The following is a 21,646-nucleotide window of genomic DNA, read 5'->3' on the forward strand; positions in this document are numbered from 1 at the left end:
TCTTCCCCTTACCTTCTTCTTAAGTCACGGATCTTGCTCGTCTTGCCGTACAGGAACACAACGAGACCGAGGCTCGTAATGATCAACAGGAAATAGATCCAGGCCAGCGCGCTGTTAAACCCGTATTCGCCTTGATTCAGTCCGATCATATGGATAATCGGGTTGAACGGGTATGTGAACATGTCTACAACCGTATAGATCAGGTTAAGCAAAATAAACGGCGACATCGCGGGCAGCGTAATTTTCCAAAAAACATCCCACGGCGAAGCCCCGTCAATCCGAGCCGATTCATACGCCGATTTGGACACCGTTTGTCGTCCGGCAAGGAAAATGAGAATCTGTACGCCGGAATACCAGAGCACCAGCACGAAACGATCCAACACGCCTTTGACCGGAGCCGCCCACGCGCTGTCGCCGAGCATGGTATCCAAATATTGTCCAAGCTCGACCCTTTCCAGAAAGCCGAGGCCGCCTTCCCCCTGGTTGACTAACTCGGTCAATACATAGCCCGATGAAAAAATGACCGGAAGGAAGAAGATCGCGCGGAAAACAAAACGTCCCGGCAAGTTTTGATTCAACAAGATGGCAATGAGCAGCGAAAACACAAGAATGATCGGAATGACGATAAGTTCTTCGCGGAAGAACGGAAGAAGTTCGTCATAAAGTGCCGAGCTTTCAAAAATGATCGAATTGTAATGCTGCAGTCCGACAAACTCGTAAACCATCCGGTTGGGAAGCACTCTTAAATTGTGAAAGCTCATATACAGGGAAAACAAAAGCGGAAATCCTAGAAAAACGGCAAATCCAACCAACCACGGCGAGATAAAAAGCAGTCCTTCCAGCTTGCGCATCGTGGCAGCTTTCATGAATTTCCGTTTCTTCATGCTCGATTTCCCCCTTTCAGCACCACAAAATCTTTGGCGTTTACCGTAACCCGGCTTGTCGAATACATCGTATCATTGTAATTGACGATAATCTGCTTCCCGTTCGCATAAGTCGTTTCATACACGCCCTCGGCCAGCTTGCGGTGTCCGGAAATATACTGATCGCGCACATCGCCCAAAGCCTCGTTAAATTGCTGATACTGGATGACCATCGAGGTGGCCCAATCCCGGTAATCCGTACTGTAAAACCGATTTAAAGAATAGGTATCGACCAATTCCCGGGTCGGGGCGTACGATACGATAAATGACGGTTCCGCTCCGTATTCGATCCCTTTGAGGAAGTGGGTTCGATAATCGTCGCTCTGGTTGGCATAGTCCAGCGAATAGGACAACAGTCCATGCAGTGCCATTTGTATAAATGGCACCGTTTCGTCTACGAAAATATCGCGGGAATACTCCGCACCGTTCAGTTGCACATGCCCGGCATATGCCCAGGTATACATATTGCCGCGGGTGATCTGCACGTTGCCCAGCCTATTCTTCGTCTGTTGCAATATCCGCTCCTGACTGCTCCGCGACTCCACACGGGTTACCGGATAGCGTTCATTAAAGTCGCTGTTTACAAACGAACCGATTGCAGCGCCGAATAAATAGCCGTCAGCGTTTATCGCCTGGGCCTTGGCCAAATCGTCCGAGACGCTTGCTTCCACAAACAGCGGACTGGCAAACGTCAGCCGGTCGTCGCTGTTCCATATGCGATATTCGATCAACGATTGACCCCGATCCCGCAGCCCGTCCCGGCTTTTGCGGAACCCACCGCGCCCCGTATTGTTGAACGAGTAATGCTCCGCATTCAGGTACACGGGAATTTGCTTGGAGTGGGCGTAGTCGATGAACGCTTTCATCCCGTCCCGGCCGCCAATGCGGGAATCGACCGGGAACGGTCCTCCATAGCTGCTGTACCCGTTCCTTTGCCAGCCCTCGTACACGATCGACATCGCGTCGATGCCGAGACTGTTCAAATCGCCGATCATCCGCTTCGCTTCATCCGTCGTCGTCAGCGGCAAGTACGAATCAAGCAGAAATCCGCTCTCCGTATCCGCCCCCAGCAAGCTTAGATGAAGCGGTATTGATCCTGACAGTCGGCCGGTTCTAACGCCCGTCTCTTCGACTAAGTACGTGCGAAAGCGGGAAGCCATATCGGCATATTCGGGCTCCGGCGAATCGATCAAGTAATAACGTGTCGACAGATCGGAACGGATTCGCTCATCGCTGTATACGAGAATGCCTTCCGTTTTGCTTGTGTTGGTCGGCTGCCTGTATTTCTGTCTGATCTGGAACTCCGGCGTCACCCAGTTGTACTGATTAAACGATTTCGAAGGCGCAGCCAAAATAGTCGCATATTCGGCGCCTTCCCGAATAATGCCGATCATCGCTTGATTGTCCGATTTGATACCAAACACCGGCATCGTCACAGGCAAGCGAACCGGTAAGGAGCTGTTGCTGCTGTAGGCCCAATCGTCGCCGTATACGATCCCCTCGTAAAGTCCGGAGTTCGGCTCCCGATCGCTCCGAAACCGAATAAGCGCCCCGGAGCCGTCCGGAATAAACACATATCCTTCCGGATCGATCGAGGTGGCCGCTCCGAAGAACGGATATGGACGAATCGAAGCCAGTCTGGCGCCGGGCTCCCTCCCCGCTGCTTCACCCGGCTGCAACGGCTCCTTCCCGTCGATCAGCCCCTCGTCCCGGACGGTCGCTTCCACGAAGTCGTCACGCAGCCTTACTTCGATCGGAACAACGAATCCGATGTCCGGCATCTCGAGCTTGAATCGGACACCGTCCTCCAGCCGTTCGAAGCTTGCCACCGTCCCGCGCTGCTCGATAAAATTGGATTCCTTCAGCAAATCTTGGCGCACATTGAATTCGACATACCTGAACATGATGGGGGAGCGCAAATGGACGTTCCAGGCATTTGAATTCTCTTCTTCATTCCATTGCTCCGGATTGGGAAACGATCTCCACACTCGCCCCGCGCTCTTGTCCTTTACTATGAAATGACCGGTTTCCGGACTGAACCTCAACTCCAGCTTTTCGTTCTCCGCCACCAATACAAACAAGCTTTCGTCGGGGAATCCGTTGGCCAAGCCCGCCTCTGCGCTGCTTGCCGCAGCAGCCGCCGACGCTTCCGTTGCCTGAATCGGCATCCCGGTTCCCGGCTCTGTGGAAGGCGAGCCGGGAATCGACGCCGAAAAATGAAATCCGGTATAAACGAGCAGGCCGATAATCGAAGGGAACAAGATGACAGAGAGCCATTTGGCGCGAATAAATCGTTTCACATCGATACCTCCAAATAAATCGTTTGGATGAAGCCTGCGAATTCCGAGAACAAGCCAGCGAGTATGAACAGAAGCACCCACAGTATGACGGTCGCAAATGCGGTCAACAGCACGTTGACGACCGCTTCGCCTACCGTATAATTTTGCAGCGCCTGAATGTTCCAGAAATAGAGCAAGCCGCACCATACGTAGATCGCCGATTGCAAGAAGCCGTAAATCGGCGCCTCGCTGAGTGTCATCCCATTGGAAGCGAGGGCGAGCGGCAGGCTGAACAGGAGCAGTGGAAACAACGCATAGGCTCCGCCGACGAATACATCCTTAAACCGCGCCTCCCCGTGCCGGATCGATCCGATCAAGTAATTGCATACGATCCAGGAAAGCCAAGTTCCCGCACCGACAAGCACGACCGTCCCGCCATTCCGGCTTCCCGGCGACACCGGATCGAACGAGAAGCTTGTCACATAAATGCTTCCAAGCGTGCTCAATACCGACAGCAGAAGCAATAGGGCAGCGCTCTGGTACCCGCCCTTGTTCAAGTAACGAAGATCGCCGAAACCGTCGATGGGAGAGCGCAATATCGTGAAGCCGTGTCGCAGCTGTCCGATCAGGCGATACCGGCTCCAGTCAATCCCCCGATGCGCAGCGCGTCCCCGCCACCAGGACAACTGCAGTCTTGTTGCCAGCATCCAGGCAACGGCCAGCACAAGAACCCATGTGGCCACAAATGAAAAATGGTTCTGAAACCATTGCAGCCGCAGCTGCCAAAATGCATCCGAATAACCCTCGCCGCTGCCCGCCACACGATACAGCCGCAGCGCCTCCCGATAATCCCCGGCATAGTAGGCGGCATCCGCCAAGCCGTGGTAGGCGGGAGTAAAGTGAGCGTTAAGCCGAATGATTTCCTGCCATTCCGGCACACTGTCGCTGTACTTCCCTTCGTGCATCAACCCGAAGGCCCGATACACTCGCTCGCCAAAAGGGGTGGGGGTAAACTTTTGAATGCCGTTCAGACTGTCGTCCAGAACAAACAGCTCGTTCTTTGAATTCGTTGCGATCGATACCGGACTTTGCTGCAGTCCGACGCGAGGCATGCCGGCCGTCGCCGGTCCCGACCAGAAGAACAGCAGCTTTCCGCTCGCATCATACTGGTAAATGACATTTTCCGTTTTTTCGATCGCCGTCATAGCGCCGCTCCGATCAACCGTAATATCCGCAAATTGAAGCGTATCTGTCATCGTAGCGTCTGGGGTATCCGTATGGATAAAACCGCCGCCGAAGCTAAGCGCCCTCCATAAGTTATCACCGCGAATATTCAGCTTCTTGATCTGCTCCGTTTCGGATACGGACACGGTATAGAGGTAGCTTTGCTCATCGATAAACAGGTTGCCGATGGCCGCCGGCAGCAGCCGGACCTGTCTGCTTAACTGCTCCTGGGTAAAGATCATTCGTTTCAATCGATCCATCAGCGTCGCTTCCGTCCAGTTTGTGCCGAAGAAACCGTAAAACTTCCCTTCCGGATCGAATTGTACAATGCCTTGATAGCTGCCTCGGGGAACGACGTATATAAAGCCTCTTTTGTCCACCGACACCTTGGACGGTTCGTAAACGAATGTATCGGGAACAAGTCGAGATTCCGGTTTTGTATATTCGTGAAGGAGCCGTCCTTCCTTGTCCAGCCGAACGACTCTTCGATTTCCTGTATCCGCGATATAGAGATCGCCGTTATCGGTTACAAATACCCCCTGCGGGCGGTTCAGCGGACTGTCCGGGACTGTCAGGGCGCGCAGCAAATCGCCTTTCGCATCCAGATGCACAATCCGGTTGTTTTCCGTATCGGCAATATAAATTTCGTCCAGCTTGTCGATGAACAGATCCTGTGGCCGTTTCAGCGGTGAATACACGCTTGCGCCCTCATCATCGTTTACATAGATGTTCTGAGCCATAAGACCGGCCGATCGATATGCCGGCTGAGTCGGAACGAGCCGGTTGTAGCTATCCTGCGTATACGTGCGATAAGGCTCCTCGGCCCAGACGGTCGCTCTCCCTGACAATAATAGGCATGCGATGGTAATCGTGACGGCCAGCCATTTGAAATGCAGCTTCCTCACATGCGAACCTCCTGACAACTGTGCCTTATTTGATTCCGGAATGCACCATGGTGGCTATCACTTTCCGCTGGTAGATGAGGAAAATGAGCAAAGATGGCAAAAACATAATCAAGGAGCCGACGGCAACCGCTCCCTGCCTCGCGACAAGATTCGCCAGATTGGAATTCAACGTGCTTAAATAAAACGGCAGTGTTTTCATCGAATCGTCCTGCATGAACAGATTTGAGGTTTCCACATTGGACCAGGCCGTCTGAAACGCCAGTATGGTCACCGTCGCCATGGCCGGGCTCACAACGGGCAAGACGATTTGCACAAATATACGCGCTTCGTTGGCCCCGTCGATCTTCGCCGCTTCCAGCAGCTCGTTCGGGATTTGATCCATGAACTGCTTTAACAAAAACACGCCGACCGGAAGCGCCAGCAGGGGCAAAATATGTCCCCAGAACGTATTCATAATGCCGAGGCTTTGCACGATGACATAGCGCGGAATCGCCAAAATCTCGCTCACAAAGAGCAGAGAAATGACGATCGTGCCGAATATAAGCTTGGCTCCAGGAAAGGGGTGCTTCGATAACGGATAGGCGCACAACGCCCCCGTTGCGACCATGCCGATCGTCGTCAAGCCGGTGACTACTACACTGTTGAACACATATCTGGAAACCGGAACGAACGTGCTTTTCGTCATGGAAAGCAGCTCGATGAAATTGCCAAAGGTCGGATCCCTGACGATGAAAGTCGGAGGGAACAGCAGCAATTCATGCAGCGGCTTGAAGGCATGGTTAAATATATACACAAGCGGAAGCAGCATAAACACCGTCAGAAGCAGCAGCAGGACGACTAGCAGCCAGCCGGCCGGGCTTAAGCTTCTCAGGCCGTTTCTCCACGTTTTTTGTTTCCAATACAACCGCCGGACCGACGGTTTCACCCAGGCTTGCATGCTACCCCTCCTTGGAACCGAACAGGCTGGTGAACAGCCTGCTCAACATATACATCAGCAAAAGCAAGACGACGGAGATGGCGCTGGCGTATCCCATCTCAAAGCGGATGAACGCATAATCCTCGATATGATTGATCATAAGCTGACCCGCATAATTGGGCGTCGGATTGGTTCCCGACAGCTGCGTGCCGATCCCGCCAGTTTTCAGCGTATGAACGATCGACATGACCGCGGCAAACAGCAGCTGCGGTTTCATCGACGGAATCGTAATATACCAAAGCTCCTGCAGCTTGTTGGCGATACCGTCAATTCGGCCCGCTTCGATAAGTTGCCTGTCGACGTTCAGAATGCCTGCCAGTATAGCGAGAAAGCCGATCCCCATGCTCGCCCAGATCGAGACGACAATCATGACCGGAAGCAGCCAGTTCGGGTCAAGCACGAAAAAAATCGGCTGCTGAATGAAGCCCCACTTTAACAAAAAGCTGTTGATGTAACCGGTCCTATCTCCCGTAAACATCACTTGCCACACGACAACCATGGCAATACCAGTCGTCAGAGATGGCGCATACATCGCCAATGCAAATCCGGTCCGGGGAAGACGCGGCATCTGGGCGATCGCGGCGGCCAACAGAAAAGCGCACACGTAGCCGAGCGGGCCGACGAACAAGGCGAAGGTGAACGTGTTCGGCAGCACGTGCTGCAAGAAGACCGTGTCCTGCGACAATAAATTTTGATAATTGTCCCAGCCGACCCATCTTGGAAACTCCATTGCGTTGAAGTCGGTGAAGCTGAGCAAGATGCCGAATAAAACCGGGATTAAAATAAAGATGAAAAAAAGCAGCAAAAAGGGCATGACAAACAAATAAGACAGCCGATATTTCCACATGCTTGCCAATATGAGCCTGAATCTGGCGCCCAGCTTCACCCGGACATTCCGGCTTCCATCCCGAATGCGCCGCACCGCAGCCGCCGGCGAACGGTTAGTTACACTACTCGACATCGATGTCCGCCCCTTTCCACGGCTCTGTAATTTGCGGTAGATCGAGCGTCTTTAACGTGTTGCCATGTTCATCAATAAAGCCGAATTCACGCAGCTTTCGAGCAAGCTCCCGATCGATTTCCCGAATGCCCTTCTCCAGCGAAATGCGCGGACTCTCCAAACCGGCGCCGCCGGACAACTCATCGGTAATCGTGGAACGGTTCCAGGCGAACACCAATTCTCGCGCACTCATATAACCGCCGGGAACGCTCGGAATTTCTTTAATCCACCTCCACTGGTCGAGAATGACCTGCAGATCCTCCTTCTTCCACGGCATGCTGGCGAAAGCCCGCACATTGGCCGAATTCCAGCGAAACGCTTCTCCCCGGTACTGCTCCATGTTCATCCCGTATTCCGTCTGGATCTCCTCGGACGCATACCATTGCAAAAATTGCCAAGCGAGCATTCGCTTTTCTTCCGGTGTATCGTTGAAGAGCATCATGCTATTGCTCGTCGTTCCGGTCCAGCGCTCCAGCGCGCCGTCCTGCTGTACCGTTCCCGGAACCGGGGCAATTCCCCAAGCATTCAATATTTCCGGAGCCGCAACGAGCAGCTGCATATACATGTTAAAGTCGGCGATGCCCACAGGCATCATTCCTCTCCTGAATTGGTTGTAGAAGCTCTGTACTTGACGCTCCATGCCATACACATTGAACAAATCCGTCCACTTCTTGAAAGCGTCGAACGCCTCCGGCTTGTTCAGATCGGTGGACAATCCGTCCGGCGTATATAGCTCAACTCCATTCTGGAAAAACATGTACGTAAAGTCCACTGGATCGACGTAAAAGTTGTATTCATTCTGATGAAGCACCGGCATCATCGCATACACGTCATCCCAAGTATCCGGCACGTTCAGTCCAAGATCGTCCAAAATATCTTTGCGGTAAAACAACACTTTGAAATTGGTCGTCTCCGGCAGTCCATAATAACCTCCGGCGTAATAATAGGGTCGCAGCGCACCGGGGTGATAACGGTTCAGCAGCTCCTGGGCGCCCGGCATCGTGGACAAGTCGAAGGCCGCATTGCGCAATGCCATGTCGAAAGGCATGCTTTCCGGAATGCCCAAGGCGATATCCGGCAAAATACCCGCTGATTTGCCAAGAACAAGAAGATCGCTGGACTGAATGAGATTGACATGAACCTTGATGCCGTATTGCGGCGTAAACTTCTCGTCAGCCAGCTGCTGCAGTTCGTCCACATAATCCCGGCCCCACAGCATCCATACGTTCAGTTGATCCTCCCGCTGCTTGCTGTACTGATTTTGATCCGAGAACGAATACATCAACGACTGCAGCGATCCCTTCAGCTTCTGGAAGAACGTTGCTTTCGTTCTTGGCAAGTGCGTTCCTGCCGGCACGATGAACAGCTTATCCAGCTCAAGCGGACTCGTCATTAGCTCCACACGCTGCGCCTCCAGCTTTTCCTGAATCATGCCGATCATCAGCTGACCATATGGGATTTCATTCGGGTGCCGCAGCAGCTCCTCAAGATCTTTGGCACTCGACTTGAATGACTGCGATACGTTGTCCGTCGCGTTATTAATCGAGACCATTCGCTCCGACAGCCCTTCGAACTCAACCTGCAGTCGGGCCAGGCGCTCCGTCATTCCGGGCATATCCTGCTCGATATTCCATACACGCAGCTTGTCTTCGCGGTTTCCCGTCGCCACACGAATTTCCCAAGCGATCTGCCTCAGTTCTTCCGACATGCGGTCGATGTCTATAAGGATCGGCATATAGGGCTCGTAGGTCGTCTCCAGGGTAATGGAATGTTTTCCCTTCCCCAATAAAAACTGATATGAGCCATGCTCCGAATCGCTCAAAATCTCTCCCTTCCATCCCGAGCTGTAGGCAAACGGATAGACAGAGAGCTCTTTGAAAGGAATTTGACCATCGATTGAAATCGTCCGGAAGCTGGTCAAGTTTTTGCGAAGTCCCTGATAGGCACGAAAGCCGATCTGGTACAGCCCTTCCTCGGGAATATCGAATTCCCATGTAACGGCTTGCCCTCCCTTGGCCCAGGTCACACCGCCTACAGTATTAAATACTCTCGATGTCAGCGACCGCGGCGTTGTTAACGGATCCCTATTGTAACCGGTCTGAATGCTTGTCGTATTTTTGACGCTGAACGCTTCTGCCTCCATGACAACACTCTCGTCGACCCGCGCCGGAACCGCACCACCGTATCCGGCTCTCACTTCGCTATAGGAAGGCAGCATCGCAGGCGGCGCGGCCACTATCGCACGAATGGCAACAGGCTGCTGCAAAGCTTCGATGCGAACCGTATTATCTCCCTTAGTCAAATGCCAAAGCAGCGGACGCGCATAAGCGCCTCGCGAATCTGTCAACGTCTTGCTTCGCCAGCCCGCCGCTTCTTCAATCAACGAGCGAATCTGGTTGCCGTTCTCGTCGAATCGAACCGGCCCGTCGCGAAAAGCCCGCTCCAATGCAATAGAGGCAGCCTCACGATACGGGTACTCGCCATTCAGGCTTACGCCCCAGATGACCGGCTGATGGCTGCCGCCATCCTGCTGACGGAACGGAGCGTACTCCACCGAAATTTCGTATAATCCCGCTTCCTCCACATGGAGATCATACTCCACCCAGCCCCTCTCTGCGGGCCACAACAGAACGTCGCTTTCTCCCTCGTAATCGCCGGGTGTCGCTTCGGCATCGGCCGATTGGCGCGCGAACGAGATGGCATCGAGCCGCAATTCCTTGCCGCCCGGCGCCACACCCGCCTCCTGCCATTGCGCTACCCTTTCCAAATAATACGGCTCCTGCCGACTGCCTGCCGACTGTTGTCGCTGCGAGATGCGATCGTCGGTCGAAGAAGTTGCATCCGCGTTCGTCGCCTCACCGCTTGCCGCAAGCTGCGAGGAGCCCGAAGCACCAACCAGAACGGCGGCGAACATCGCCACAGCAATCGCTCCTACAAGCCCTCGTCGTCTTCTTCCTGTCATCGTTCCCCCTCCTGAGCATGCATACAAGCGCCCTGTTTCCCATCATGCTCGTTCTCAATCAGTCTGTTAACAACATCTCCGTATCTTTGTGGAAAAACAACGCTTTCGGCATATCCAGAGCAACCGTTACCTTCATGCCATCCTCGAACTGGTATCGCGGGTGCGCGCGCGCCACAAGATGCTGCTCCATGCCAATCCCCATATGGTAGTAGCGATCCGACCCGATGAACTCGTTAAAGGCAAGCTGGCCGGAAATAACCGAATGCGGGTATGCCTGGAGCACGATCTCCTCGAAGCTGATATGCTCGGGACGAATGCCAAGCACGACAGAACGGTCGACCAGCTTGCTTTCTTTTAATTGAGAAGCTTGCTTGTCAGTCAACTGCAGCGCGAAGCGAGAGCTATGAAATTCCAGCACCCCACCATTCTCATGCAGCTTGCCGGTAATAAAGTTCATCGGCGGATTGCCGATAAAGTTGGCTACGAACATGTTGACCGGCCGGTTATAGACGACCTCCGGGGTATCAACCTGCTGAATGACACCCCGGTTCATGACCACAACCCGATCTCCCATCGTCATCGCTTCAACCTGATCGTGGGTGACATAAATCGTCGTCACCCCGATTTTTTTATGCAAGGCAATAATTTCCGTTCGCATTTGCAGACGAAGTCTCGCATCGAGATTGGACAACGGCTCATCCATCAAAAACGCTTGAGGCGTTCGGACAATTGCCCGGCCGAGGGCAACGCGCTGCCGCTGTCCGCCGGATATTTCCTGCGGCTTGCGATGGAGGAGAGCTTCGATTTCCAGCACGCGGGCCGCATGCTTCACGGCCAGCTCAATCTCATGCTTGGGTAGCTTGCGCAGCCGCAATCCAAACGCGATATTTTCAAAGACAGTCATATTCGGATACAGCGCATAGTTTTGAAAAACCATCGAAATATCCCGGTCTTTCGGCGGATAATCGTTGACGATCGTGTCGCCTATGTAGATTTCCCCCTGGGATATATCCTCCAGACCGGCCAGCATGCGCAGCGTCGTTGATTTCCCGCAGCCGGAGGGACCTACGAAGACGAGAAACTCGCTGTCCTCTACGGATAAACAAAAATCGTTAACGGCTGTCTCCTTGTATTTTCCGTATCGTTTATAAACATGATTGAACAATATTCTGGCCAACAGGTTCCCTCCCTAGGCGGTGTCACTATTGCTTATATTTGTCCATCGCGTCCTTCACCTTGCCGGCAGCTTCTTCCTCCCACTCCCGCAGAAACTTTACGACATCCATATCGGACATCATAAACTTCTCAAGCGCTTGCGGCATTCCGATATACGCATCCCACGGGCTTTTGCGCGGCTGATACGACGGACGCTCCACTTCGAAGATCGCCTCCATGTTTTTCCCCTGATAGCCCGGAACATCGGCTGCCCATTGCTTGACGATCTCCATGTCGGATACGGAAGGATACGCGTGCGCCGGACGAATCATCCGGATCTGGTTTTCCTCCGAATAATATTCGGCCAGCACTTGGAAGGCCGCATCGTGCTGCTCGCTGTACTTGTTGATTGTTATCGCCGTCGTAGAGGCGACCGGGCTTAAGTTGGGCTGCTCCGGCCATACGGGCATCGGCAAAATATCGATGCTGTTTTTGAACGATTCGTTTTCCTTCCAGTCGCTTTTCATGAATGCGTTCCAGCGAATCGTCATCGCCCCGCTCCCGGCCATGAACATATCCGTTCCGTACGCTTCCTTGATGCCGGGAATGCTGTAATATCGTTTCAGCAGTTCAAAATACTTCGTGAACGCCGGGTCCTTCGTCAAGCGCAGCTCCCCGGTGTCGGGATCCGTCGCGTTGGCCGGGAACTCATCCAGAGGAGCATAGGGCCCTGAGGTGAACTCGAAGCCGACATACGTCTTTCCGCCGCGAGTCGCCGTCATTCGCTGAGCTATATCCAGCATCTCATCCCATGTCATCGGCTTTTTCGGATCCGGATACGGCACGCCGAACAGGTCGAAAATGTCTTTGTTATAGAAGAATGTCGCAAATCCTCCGCCATCCGGAAGACCGACCAGTCTATTTTTCGTATCGATGGAACGGACGTAAGCCAACTGGAACGGATTAATGCGGGCTAAATCGAAGCCGTGCTTCGCCATCAGGTCATCAATCGGCATGAGCGTATCCAGTTCCTCCAGCGGCTGCAGCCCGTGATTGGCAAAGATGATATCCGGCACCGTCTTGGCCGCAAACAGCTCCTGCAAGTTTTCTTTCGTCCCTTGCGCCTGGATCATGTTAATCGTAATGCTGTCCTTCAGCTTCTCGGCAATTCCGCCGAAACGCGCTTCATATTCCGGTTCGCCCCACGGCCAGGCGATTGTAATCGTGACCGGCTCCTGCGGAGTAATCGGCTCCGGTGTGCTCGGAGTCGCAGTGCCCGTATTCACAGCCGGCTTCTCGTCAGCTGGCTCGTTCGTTGGTTCATTGGATGAACAAGCCGCTAAGGCCAAGATGGACAAAATCAACGCCAACAACATGACAAACCGATTTCTTTTGACCCACATTTCAAAGTCCTCCCTTTTCTTGAATCGTTCTATACATTTAGTAAGCGCTACCAAACTACTTTCATCGTACTAGAAATGCTGTAAAGATAGTGTAAACAGGTCGTAAATATGATGTAAGCGCACATCGCCCACTCGATGTTGAACCTGACCCATTCGGAGCTCAGTCCATGTTCTTCAAGGTATCCATCAACGGCAGCTTCGCTTCGCGGATTCCCTGGACGATCAGCTTGGCCATCTCATTGGCTCCGAATTCTACAGACACCTTGTTCAGGCTAACAGGCTTTCGATTGCAATCCATCTTCCTTGCTCCATTGCCAGATCCGCGCCGAATCCGACCAGATGCCCATGGATCGAGTCTTCCAGCGATGTGGTCGACAAGGAGGGCGCTTCGCCCCTGTGATAGCTGATGAAATCTTCTATAAGCCGTAAATCGCCGCCGCCATGCATGTCCATGGATACGTTCAACTGCACCTGCTCTTCCGAATATTCATGTCCGGGCCGCGGATCGGGTCGGCGCACTGTAAAGAAGCCATCTTCCATGACGCCGCTAATTTCACCTTTTGTGCCGATAATATGAATCGTCCGGCATGGCCTTGCCGTATTGCCAATCAGATTATGCGTCGCCGTCGAACCGTCGGCAAATTCGATCACCACCGACTGATGATCGACCGCATCGTTATCGCATTTCCACACACAACGTCCATACGGATTGTCCGTACGAAGCGATTCCAGCTTCTGCTCCACCGTAAGCGATGGGCCGAGATGCTCAATCGATCTCCATACATAGACGCCCCACATGTTTTGCTCCACATAATGCTTTTTCGCTGAATAGACGCAATCCGCCTCGATGCGGCAATCCGTCACACAGCGCGTTCCGGAGCCGATCGGCGCTTTGTCGCTGCGAAAAAAACCAATGCCTCCGCTACTCGTGACCCGTACCGGAGGCACGCCGCTTTTCAGCCATGTAATCAAATCCATGTCATGACAGCATTTCGCCATCAGCATCGAGGAGCCGCATGCTTCCTTGTTGCTCCACTTTCCGCGAACGAAAGCAGCAGACATATGATGATAGCTCACATGCTCCCCGGTCTGAATATTGAGAATATCGCCAACCTCTCCTTCTGCAATTCGTTTGCGAATTTCCGCATAGAATGGCGCATACCGCAGCACGTGGCAAATCATCACTTTACGGCTATGAGCTCGGGCTGCTGACAATAGTTCCATTACCTCCTCCTTCGATATCCCGATTGGCTTTTCCAACAGCACATCGTAGCCGGCAGCAAGCAGCGGAATGCTTGTTTGCACATGAAACTCATCCATCGTGCCGTTGATCGCCACTTCGGCTATATCTCCCGCTGCCAACAAATCGTCCAGATCCACAAAACACCGTTCAGGCGGCACGCGATGCAGCTCCGACAAGCGGGCTCGGCGATGCTCATCCGGATCGACAACAGCGACAATCTGCAGCCGATCGGGATGCGACAACGCATAGGAGGCGTACGTCACGCTTCGATTGCCCGCCCCGACAATAACCGCTCTCAAAGGCTGACGCATTTCCAATTCGTTCATATCTTTCACCTGGTCCCCTTCCAAAATATCGTTATTCACTCTAGCCCCATCTTACCGAATCTGTTGTAAACAGAGTGTAAATGTGCGGTAAATATGAAGTAAACGCCAAAGAAGGGGCCATGCGAGCTGGCTCCCCTCGTCGACTTATCCCGATTGCCGTTCCCCCTCTTCCAGTAACTCGGTTTTCACCGGTAGACGAATCGTAAAGGTCGAGCCTTTTCCTGACTCGCTTTCTACAGTAATCACGCCGTCATGCGCCTCAACTAGCGCCTTGGCTATGCTTAAGCCAACCCCAAGTCCACCATTGTCCCGGGATCGAGACTTGTCCGTCCGATAAAAGCGGTTGAATACAAACGGAATATCCTCCTTCGCAATCCCGATGCCGCTGTCTGTGCAATAAATAATCGTTTCGTTCTCTTCCGAGTATAAGCCGAGTTCGATTTCTCCCCCGGGGGCTGTATACTTGATCGCATTTGAAATGACATTAAAAAGCACCTGAATGATCCGGTCCTGGTCGACATTCGCAAAGCAGGGCACAAACGGGTAATTCAGCTTGCAAGTAATCTCCTTTTCCTTCACGAGAACCGCAATGCTTTCCTGAATCGACTTGATCACCTCAATGAGATCGACCCGTTCGACATTCATTTTGAAGCGCGCGCCGTCCGCCTCGCTCAGCTTGCCTACATCCGCGACAAGACGCGAAAGGCGGTCGATATCGGCAAAAATACGCTGCAGATGAGGCTCGGTCAACGGATAGATACCGTCGATCATCGCCTCCAGTCGGGACAACACAGTAGTAAGCGGTGTCCGCAGCTCGTGAGACACATCCTGCAGCATTTGCCTCCTCCATTGCTCCTGAAGATTAAATTCCGCAAGCAAAGTATTAAAAGCATGTGAAATCCTCGCCATCTCAGCGGTTCCCTTCTCAGGAAGCGTCGTTTCCCACTGTTCACTTGCCATTCTCTCGGCCATTTCACTGCAATCCCGGAGCGGGCGGGCCAGTCTCCTGGACAAGCCGTAGCTGACAACAAAAAGCAGGGCCAACAGTACATACAACCCTGCTGTCCACCTCTTCTTCAGCTTATTTTCCATCTCGGTCAAATCGGGGAAAAAATGATTGTCGTCCAACTCATAGGAAACATGTAAATAGCCGATGAGCTTCCCGTCCACAATATACGGAATTTCGAAGCGGGCTGGGCTATATTCAGCCGAAGACACGCCTCTATTCTCCGAGTCATACCAGACCTCCGTTCGATTATCCGCCGTAAACCGCAGCGAAGCCGAATACAGCTTCGATACGTTATCGAGCCAGATCGCTTCCTCGGATGTAAAGGGACCTTGCGTAATTTGTGTCCGCATCATATAAGCCATTTTCTGGCTTTGATCCTCTAAAAGTTTGATTTTGTATTCGGGTGCTATTCGTTCCCACTCCGTATTCAGAAGCCAATAAATAACAAGCAGCAGTACCGCTAAGACGCCAAATAGAGTACTGAACAGAAGCGTCTGCGTCTTCATCCGAAAGCGATTGGCCATCAATTGTCCTCGTCTTTCTGAAAGCCGAAACGGTACCCCTCTCCTACCTTGGTCACGATATAGGTTGGATTTCGGGGATCCTCCTCAATTTTTTTGCGAATATTTTTGATATGCATATCCAATGTCCGTCCATCCCCTAAAAACCGATAGCCTAGTACCTCATAGGCAAGATCGCTTCTTTTAAATGTTTTGCCCGGTCTCTTGATGAGAAAACTCAACAGCTTGAATTCCGTAAACGTCAAGTTCGCCGGTCTTTTATCGACGAATACTTCTTTCGCTTCAAAATTCACGATCATTTTCCTTTTGTTGAACGTAATCGTTGCATCGTTTTCATTGGTCAGCATATTCATTCGACGCTGAATGGCATAAATACGGGCGATAAGCTCCTTCATCCGGAATGGCTTCGTTATATAATCATCGGCACCCAAGTTTAAACCGGCCACCATATCGGATTCGTTCACTTTGGATGTCAACATAATAATCGGCACATTCGACCGTTCCCGTAGAGCCCGGCATACTTCCTCTCCGGACAACCCCGGGAGCATCAAGTCCAGAATCACAAGATCAAACTTCTGCTCTACGGCTAGTTGAACCGCTTCCTTGCCGTCCCTGCATGAAACCACGCTCCACCCTTCATTAACAAAGTAAGATTTCAACACATCGCTGATTTCGCTCTCATCTTCCACAATCATGATGTTCAACTTCATCACTCCGTTCGTAGATTGTTCTGACCGTCATCTTGCATTCCCCGAAGTCTCGGAATCATGCAATGAAACGATCAAGCCATCCGGCTGCAGCATTTGCTTACACCACCTGTAAGCGCTATCATATCCGGAGTGACCCTAACATAAATAACACCATCCAACGATTTCGACAGCATATGAGGACACTCCTGTTAAATGCTTATGTATTCGACAAAATGCAGAAAAATCCTGTTAGTTCATGAAGTCGTCGTAGAAAAAGAAGCGAGGCGTATCGCTTCGCTTCTTCCTATTCTTCTACAAGATTTAGTCGAACAATTGCATCGCCTTGGCTTTGGCTACCGCTTGCCCTCGCCGCTTTACCCCCAGTTTGCCGAATATCCGGGTCGCATGTGTCTTCACCGTTGTTTCCGCAATGCCGAACCGTTCCGCAATATCCCGATTCGACAGCCCTTCCGCAAGCGCCGCCAGAATCTCCAGTTCGCGTCCGGTCAATGGCTCTATCAATATCTGCTGCTCGGGCTGCTGTTCGATTGCCGCAGCCGCTTCATCTGGCGTTTCCTGTGCCTTTTTTTCAAGCAACATGCCATAAATAACTCGGGCTGCAATCAGCTCCACTATTTTTATATCCTGCTCTGTGAACACGCCCGGAATACTGCCATTCTCCATATAAAGCAACACGACTGACTGCTCTCCCGGGATCGCAATCGGCATGCATAAGATGGATCGGGGACGCCGCGCCTGAATATAGGCATCCTTCAAAAAATAACTTTGCAAAACGTCGTCAAGCACGATCGCTTTATTCGTCACCGCCGTGTGACGCAGCACGCTGTCCGCGTATGGACGCGCCGATAATCGATCTGATGCCTGTTGCGCGGTCATGTCCAATTGCGCTTCAAGCTTAAAGCCGTCTTCGGTGTTGCGCAATACAATCGCCCGATCGGCGCCTGATTGCCGCAATGTCGCCTCCAACAAGCTCTCCTTCCAATTGTGCTGCTCCAGCTTGCCTATCTCATCGATAATTTGCCATACCGGCTCGGCGTTCCGCCCTTCCTGGCCTGCACCTGCCGACGTCTGCATTTCCTCCACAATGTCTTGACCGGGCAACAGCGACAGCGCATGCTCATCCGCCGGCTTGCCTTCCAATATGTAATCGCCATATAGTCTGGACATGGGGCGCAGCAAGTCGGGATGCTGCTCTCGGATCTGGGTTGCTTTCAACGAAATCCCCCATAAGGAATACGCGGTGCATGCATCCATCATCGCAATCATCGCCCCGGAGCGGCTAACCAGATCGTGCCGATAACATAGCGCCAATCGTTCGCACGCGATGCCCTCCATTAATCCATACTGTTCATGCCGCGCTTGCTTGATTGCCGCCATATACTCGGTTAGAGCGTCCATCGGAGGAGCTGTTATTCGTTTCCATTCCGCCATCAGCAACAAATACGCAGCGGAGTTGTATCCCAGATACCCTTTCCATCCCTTCATCTTGTCCAATTGCCCGCGCAGCTCTTTGCCAATTCGTTTCTGTTCCGCTGCGCTCCTCTCCGGATACAAGGCTGCCAGCGTCAACATTTCATAGAAACGCTGCTTGCGAGTTCTGATCCAATCCGCCTTCAGTTCGGTTTCCCTGCCTCGTTCCGCCCAATATAACGCTTCCCGGTAGTATCCGGACAAGAATGCGGTCTCCAGCTTGCAGCCGCAGCTATAGTTGTCCTCATCGTTCAACGCTGAATCTCTACGATCCGGCTCAGGGATGGCAATGAACCGGCGCAGATCGGATTCATCCTGCAATGCCTGTGCATACCTTCTCGTGGCTTCGACCAGTTGCAGCAGCGTATCGCTTGTTACTCTTCTCATATGCGAGTCATAAAAATCCAATACATGCCATAACGCCTGTACATCCCCGCTGTAAGTGACGAGGAACGTAAGCATGGCCAAATTGGCGAAATCATTGTCGTTTAGTTCCAATCCGCGCCGCATCGATTTGACGATATGAACGCTTGCTTCCCGCGGATCGTTCATTTGCTTCGACAATGCGCCGATAAACTCGATCTGATGTACGAACGACGGTCTAATCCCATCCAGGTGCTGAAGCGATGCCAACGCGGTGAATGGAATCGCCGGCGTGTAATGGGGTATGACCCTGCACAATATTTGCTCATAGCTGCCAATTATGCAAGCCAGCACTTCATTCATGCCTTTACGCAGGCCATAACGAATGAATCGGGCATATAGCTCAATGAATGCCTCCGCATTGCTGATCAACAATGAGAAAAAAAGCTGCTCCATCAGCCCGCACAACGCCGCATACTCTCCATCGCGGTTAATCGGCATATGCTCGATTTTGTTGCGATACTGGTACAGCATTAGCCGAGTATGCGCCACTTCTTTAAGAAGAGATAACTTCGCTGGCTGCTCATTCAGCTTCCAATCATATTCCGTCAAAGCTTCTTTGCCATATTGAATCGCCGCTTTATTATCTTTTGTCGTATGAAACCGAATCAGCGCCGCCCAGATTTGTGTGCGATCCGCTTTATCCAGCTCGCGCCCCTGTTCTTTCAGGTCATGCAACAACTTCAGCGCCTGCTCCATGTTGCCCATCATATATTCCGCCCATGCCAAAACAAGCATGAATTGCACATAAAGTGAACGGGCTTGCGTTCCAGAGATTTCTTGCCGCTTCATCAGCTTCAGTCCGGCTTCCACATATTGCTTGGCCTTGGCAAACCGGCCGTCCATAGTCGCCTGTCTTCCCGCATTCAGGTTGCTTTCGGCCAACGGGAGCACTTCATGTGCGCTCATCGCTTCTGTCGCCAAATTCAAATGATCAATCGCATCCCAGGGAATAGCGGCTCTTGCTTCGATCCCAAGCACTTCCGTCCCTTGCCGCCGCTGCAGCATCAGTCCGATCTGCCGATGCCAATGTGCATTGTGCTGCCCGCCGGCGGAATACATTGCTTGATGGACAACATTGCTCTGGAACGAGTAACGGCTGTCTTCAGCATGGCCAGACTGAATCTCGCCTTCCGCAAACACAATTCCCTGCGCTTCCGCTTCGTGCAGCATGGATATGACTTGTTCCAGCCTCCATCCGCACACTTGCACCAGGAACGAAGGCTGAAAGGTCAGGCCGATAACAGCCGCAATAGCGAGCAAGCTCTTCGTCTCCCTGGAAAGCTCCGCAAAACTCTCCTCTATAAGCTGCCGCTGAAGCTCCGAATCGTTCATATGCCCGATCAATTCCTGATCCCATACCCAGCGGTGACGCTGCTCGTCAAAAGTAATCCGTTCGTCCTGTAGCCACATCTCCAGCAAGGAATGAACAGCTTGCGGATTGCCGGCAGTACGTTCATGTATCGCTTGAGCAAGCAGGCTTAAGCGGGCTGGCGCTTCAGACATGGCGTCAGCCATCGCTTGCCTAAACTCCTCATAGCCTAGCGGCGGCAACGCCACCCATTCCAGCGGTTGCGTATCCCATCTATCCGATAACCAGCTGCATGGGAATCCCTCATCGAATAACGGCTCATTGTCGTGCCCGATCTCTGCCCGACAGGCTCCAATCAGCAGCAAGCCGGGGATTTCCACCCCCGTTGTCAGCAGCCTGAGCACCTCATGCGTACCTGTGTCACTCTGTTCTAGAGCGTCAACGAACAGAACTAGCGGCGGCTTGCTTGCCGCCAGACAGCGGATCAGTTCCGCCAGCAACGGCGCGACATGAGAGTCATCTGCCGCTGCGCCATCATTGCCAGCTGTTGCAACTCCATTGCCAGCTAATTCGTCATATGCCGACGGCCCCGTAGACTGCGCATCCGTTGCGCTATGGCTCGCCTCCGTAACAAGGTCCGTTTCGGCCCCTGTTGAACGTACACCCAACAATGGAGCAGCTTCAGGCAATAACGATGCCATGGCATAGGCTTCATCTCGATTATACGCGGCTTGCAATCTGGTCTGCAGCAGGGCGACAACCTCCGCCGGCTCGCTCCATAATTGCTCAATTCCTTGCCGTAAAGCTTGCAGCACCGGCTCGTATATGGACGCTGCCTGCATAGCCGGCTGGCGCATGACCATTGACTGCGCCGTTCCATGTTGTTGGGCGGGACGCATCGTGCCGCTTCCTTCTATAAACCAGCCTCCGCATCGCACAACCTTCCATTGCAGCCGATGTACGAGCGTTGTCTTCCCCATGCCAGCGGCTCCGATCACCCACCGATTCGCTTGCCCGCCTTGTATCGCCTGCTCCAGCCCGCTTGTCAGTTGTTCCATAGCAGCGCGATGTCCATGCCATGAATCCGCTAATTGCAATGAACGAAGCCGATCCCGTCGTCCAAGCGACAAAGGCTGCTGCCAGCCTTCCTGTCCTATCCGCTCGCATTCTCGCAAATCTTCCAGCAAGCCATAGGCGCTTTGGTAGCGATCTTCGGGAGCTTTGGCCAGCAGCTTCATGATAATAGCTTCCGGCATCCCCGCCGCTTCCGGGTGAATATCCGCCAACGAAGCGGGAGACCGATAAATGTGCACAGTATCCCATGCCTCTCCGTCTTCCGGTTGCAGCGGCAATTGCCTGGCCAGCAGCTCATACAAGATGACGCCTAACGCATACAAGTCACTTCGTTCGTCTGGCACGCGATTAATTTTGCCCGACTGCTCGGGAGAGCGGTATGCCTCATTATGTTCCGGACTGCTGGTTAATCGTGCGCTTTGACCGTTTCTACTAATATAAATATTGGCAGGGCTCAGGAAGCCAATTACTACATTCTGTTGATGCTCATGATCAACCATTTCAGCCAATAGAATAGATAATCCAAAAAATGGATCTAGTGATAGAAATGAATGGGCTGCATAGTCTTGCAGACGCTTCTCGATGCCCATGAATATGCACACCTTCCCGGGTCGTGTACTCCAATCGTAGTATGGATTGACAAGCCCATTACATATATTGTAATCCGTATAGTACGTCTAGTCTAGATAGGTTAGTCCTATATCTTATTCATATATTTTACATTAATTGGA

General features: G+C 52.5%; 13 protein-coding genes. All 13 read right to left on the minus strand.

The annotated features are described in order from the left end of the window. Positions 1-8: 8 nt before the first annotated feature. On the minus strand, positions 9-884 hold the full coding sequence (locus M6D81_RS08865) for a carbohydrate ABC transporter permease (RefSeq protein WP_262676508.1): 876 nt from the start codon (positions 882-884) through the stop codon (positions 9-11). Then, positions 881-3,223: a DUF5696 domain-containing protein gene (locus tag M6D81_RS08870; RefSeq protein WP_262676509.1), complete on the minus strand. Its 2,343-nt coding sequence runs from the start codon at positions 3,221-3,223 to the stop codon at positions 881-883. The genes M6D81_RS08865 and M6D81_RS08870 overlap by 4 nt, the downstream gene beginning before the upstream one ends. After that, positions 3,220-5,331, minus strand: a complete 2,112-nt coding sequence (locus M6D81_RS08875) for an NHL repeat-containing protein (protein ID WP_262676510.1) — start codon at positions 5,329-5,331, stop codon at positions 3,220-3,222. Before M6D81_RS08875 ends, M6D81_RS08870 begins: the two co-directional genes overlap by 4 nt. A gap of 25 nt (positions 5,332-5,356) precedes the next feature. Next, the gene (locus tag M6D81_RS08880) at positions 5,357-6,268 is read right to left on the minus strand and encodes a carbohydrate ABC transporter permease (RefSeq protein WP_262676511.1); all 912 of its coding nucleotides are present in this window, start codon (positions 6,266-6,268) and stop codon (positions 5,357-5,359) included. Between the two features lies 1 nt (position 6,269). Then, entirely contained in the window at positions 6,270-7,268 is a 999-nt protein-coding gene (locus M6D81_RS08885; RefSeq protein WP_410795707.1) for a carbohydrate ABC transporter permease, read from the minus strand. Next, positions 7,258-10,269: an extracellular solute-binding protein gene (locus M6D81_RS08890; RefSeq protein ID WP_262676512.1), complete on the minus strand. Its 3,012-nt coding sequence runs from the start codon at positions 10,267-10,269 to the stop codon at positions 7,258-7,260. Before M6D81_RS08890 ends, M6D81_RS08885 begins: the two co-directional genes overlap by 11 nt. A 58-nt stretch (positions 10,270-10,327) precedes the next feature. Beyond that, positions 10,328-11,446 (minus strand): ABC transporter ATP-binding protein, encoded by a 1,119-nt coding sequence (locus M6D81_RS08895; protein ID WP_262676513.1) that lies wholly within the window; start codon positions 11,444-11,446, stop codon positions 10,328-10,330. Positions 11,447-11,471: 25 nt separating this feature from the next. Further along, positions 11,472-12,827, minus strand: a complete 1,356-nt coding sequence (locus M6D81_RS08900; protein WP_262676514.1) for an ABC transporter substrate-binding protein — start codon at positions 12,825-12,827, stop codon at positions 11,472-11,474. 160 nt (positions 12,828-12,987) lie between these two features. Then, on the minus strand, positions 12,988-13,125 hold the full coding sequence (locus tag M6D81_RS08905; protein WP_262676515.1) for a hypothetical protein: 138 nt from the start codon (positions 13,123-13,125) through the stop codon (positions 12,988-12,990). After that, positions 13,095-14,435, minus strand: a complete 1,341-nt coding sequence (locus tag M6D81_RS08910; protein WP_262676516.1) for a Gfo/Idh/MocA family protein — start codon at positions 14,433-14,435, stop codon at positions 13,095-13,097. The genes M6D81_RS08905 and M6D81_RS08910 overlap by 31 nt, the downstream gene beginning before the upstream one ends. Positions 14,436-14,540: 105 nt before the next feature. Then, on the minus strand, positions 14,541-15,929 hold the full coding sequence (locus M6D81_RS08915; RefSeq protein ID WP_262676517.1) for a sensor histidine kinase: 1,389 nt from the start codon (positions 15,927-15,929) through the stop codon (positions 14,541-14,543). After that, complete coding sequence (locus M6D81_RS08920) at positions 15,929-16,621, minus strand: response regulator transcription factor (protein WP_262676549.1); 693 nt, start codon at positions 16,619-16,621, stop codon at positions 15,929-15,931. Before M6D81_RS08920 ends, M6D81_RS08915 begins: the two co-directional genes overlap by 1 nt. 315 nt (positions 16,622-16,936) lie before the next feature. After that, positions 16,937-21,505: a LuxR C-terminal-related transcriptional regulator gene (locus M6D81_RS08925; protein WP_262676518.1), complete on the minus strand. Its 4,569-nt coding sequence runs from the start codon at positions 21,503-21,505 to the stop codon at positions 16,937-16,939. Positions 21,506-21,646 lie beyond the last annotated feature (141 nt).

This window comes from Paenibacillus sp. J5C2022 (genome assembly GCF_025567625.1).
In the GTDB taxonomy this organism is placed as follows: domain Bacteria; phylum Bacillota; class Bacilli; order Paenibacillales; family Paenibacillaceae; genus Pristimantibacillus.

Excerpts from the sequence above, each read along its gene's own strand:
- M6D81_RS08865 (WP_262676508.1), bottom strand. The coding sequence starts at position 884 with ATGAAGAAACGGAAATTCATGAAAGCTGCCACGATGCGCAAGCTGGAA.
- M6D81_RS08880 (WP_262676511.1), bottom strand. The coding sequence starts at position 6,268 with ATGCAAGCCTGGGTGAAACCGTCGGTCCGGCGGTTGTATTGGAAACAA.
- M6D81_RS08885 (WP_410795707.1), bottom strand. The coding sequence starts at position 7,268 with ATGTCGAGTAGTGTAACTAACCGTTCGCCGGCGGCTGCGGTGCGGCGC.
- M6D81_RS08890 (WP_262676512.1), bottom strand. The coding sequence starts at position 10,269 with ATGACAGGAAGAAGACGACGAGGGCTTGTAGGAGCGATTGCTGTGGCG.
- M6D81_RS08900 (WP_262676514.1), bottom strand. The coding sequence starts at position 12,827 with ATGTGGGTCAAAAGAAATCGGTTTGTCATGTTGTTGGCGTTGATTTTG.
- M6D81_RS08905 (WP_262676515.1), bottom strand. The coding sequence starts at position 13,125 with ATGGATTGCAATCGAAAGCCTGTTAGCCTGAACAAGGTGTCTGTAGAA.
- M6D81_RS08915 (WP_262676517.1), bottom strand. The coding sequence starts at position 15,929 with ATGGCCAATCGCTTTCGGATGAAGACGCAGACGCTTCTGTTCAGTACT.
- M6D81_RS08920 (WP_262676549.1), bottom strand. The coding sequence starts at position 16,621 with ATGATTGTGGAAGATGAGAGCGAAATCAGCGATGTGTTGAAATCTTAC.
- M6D81_RS08925 (WP_262676518.1), bottom strand. The coding sequence starts at position 21,505 with ATGGGCATCGAGAAGCGTCTGCAAGACTATGCAGCCCATTCATTTCTA.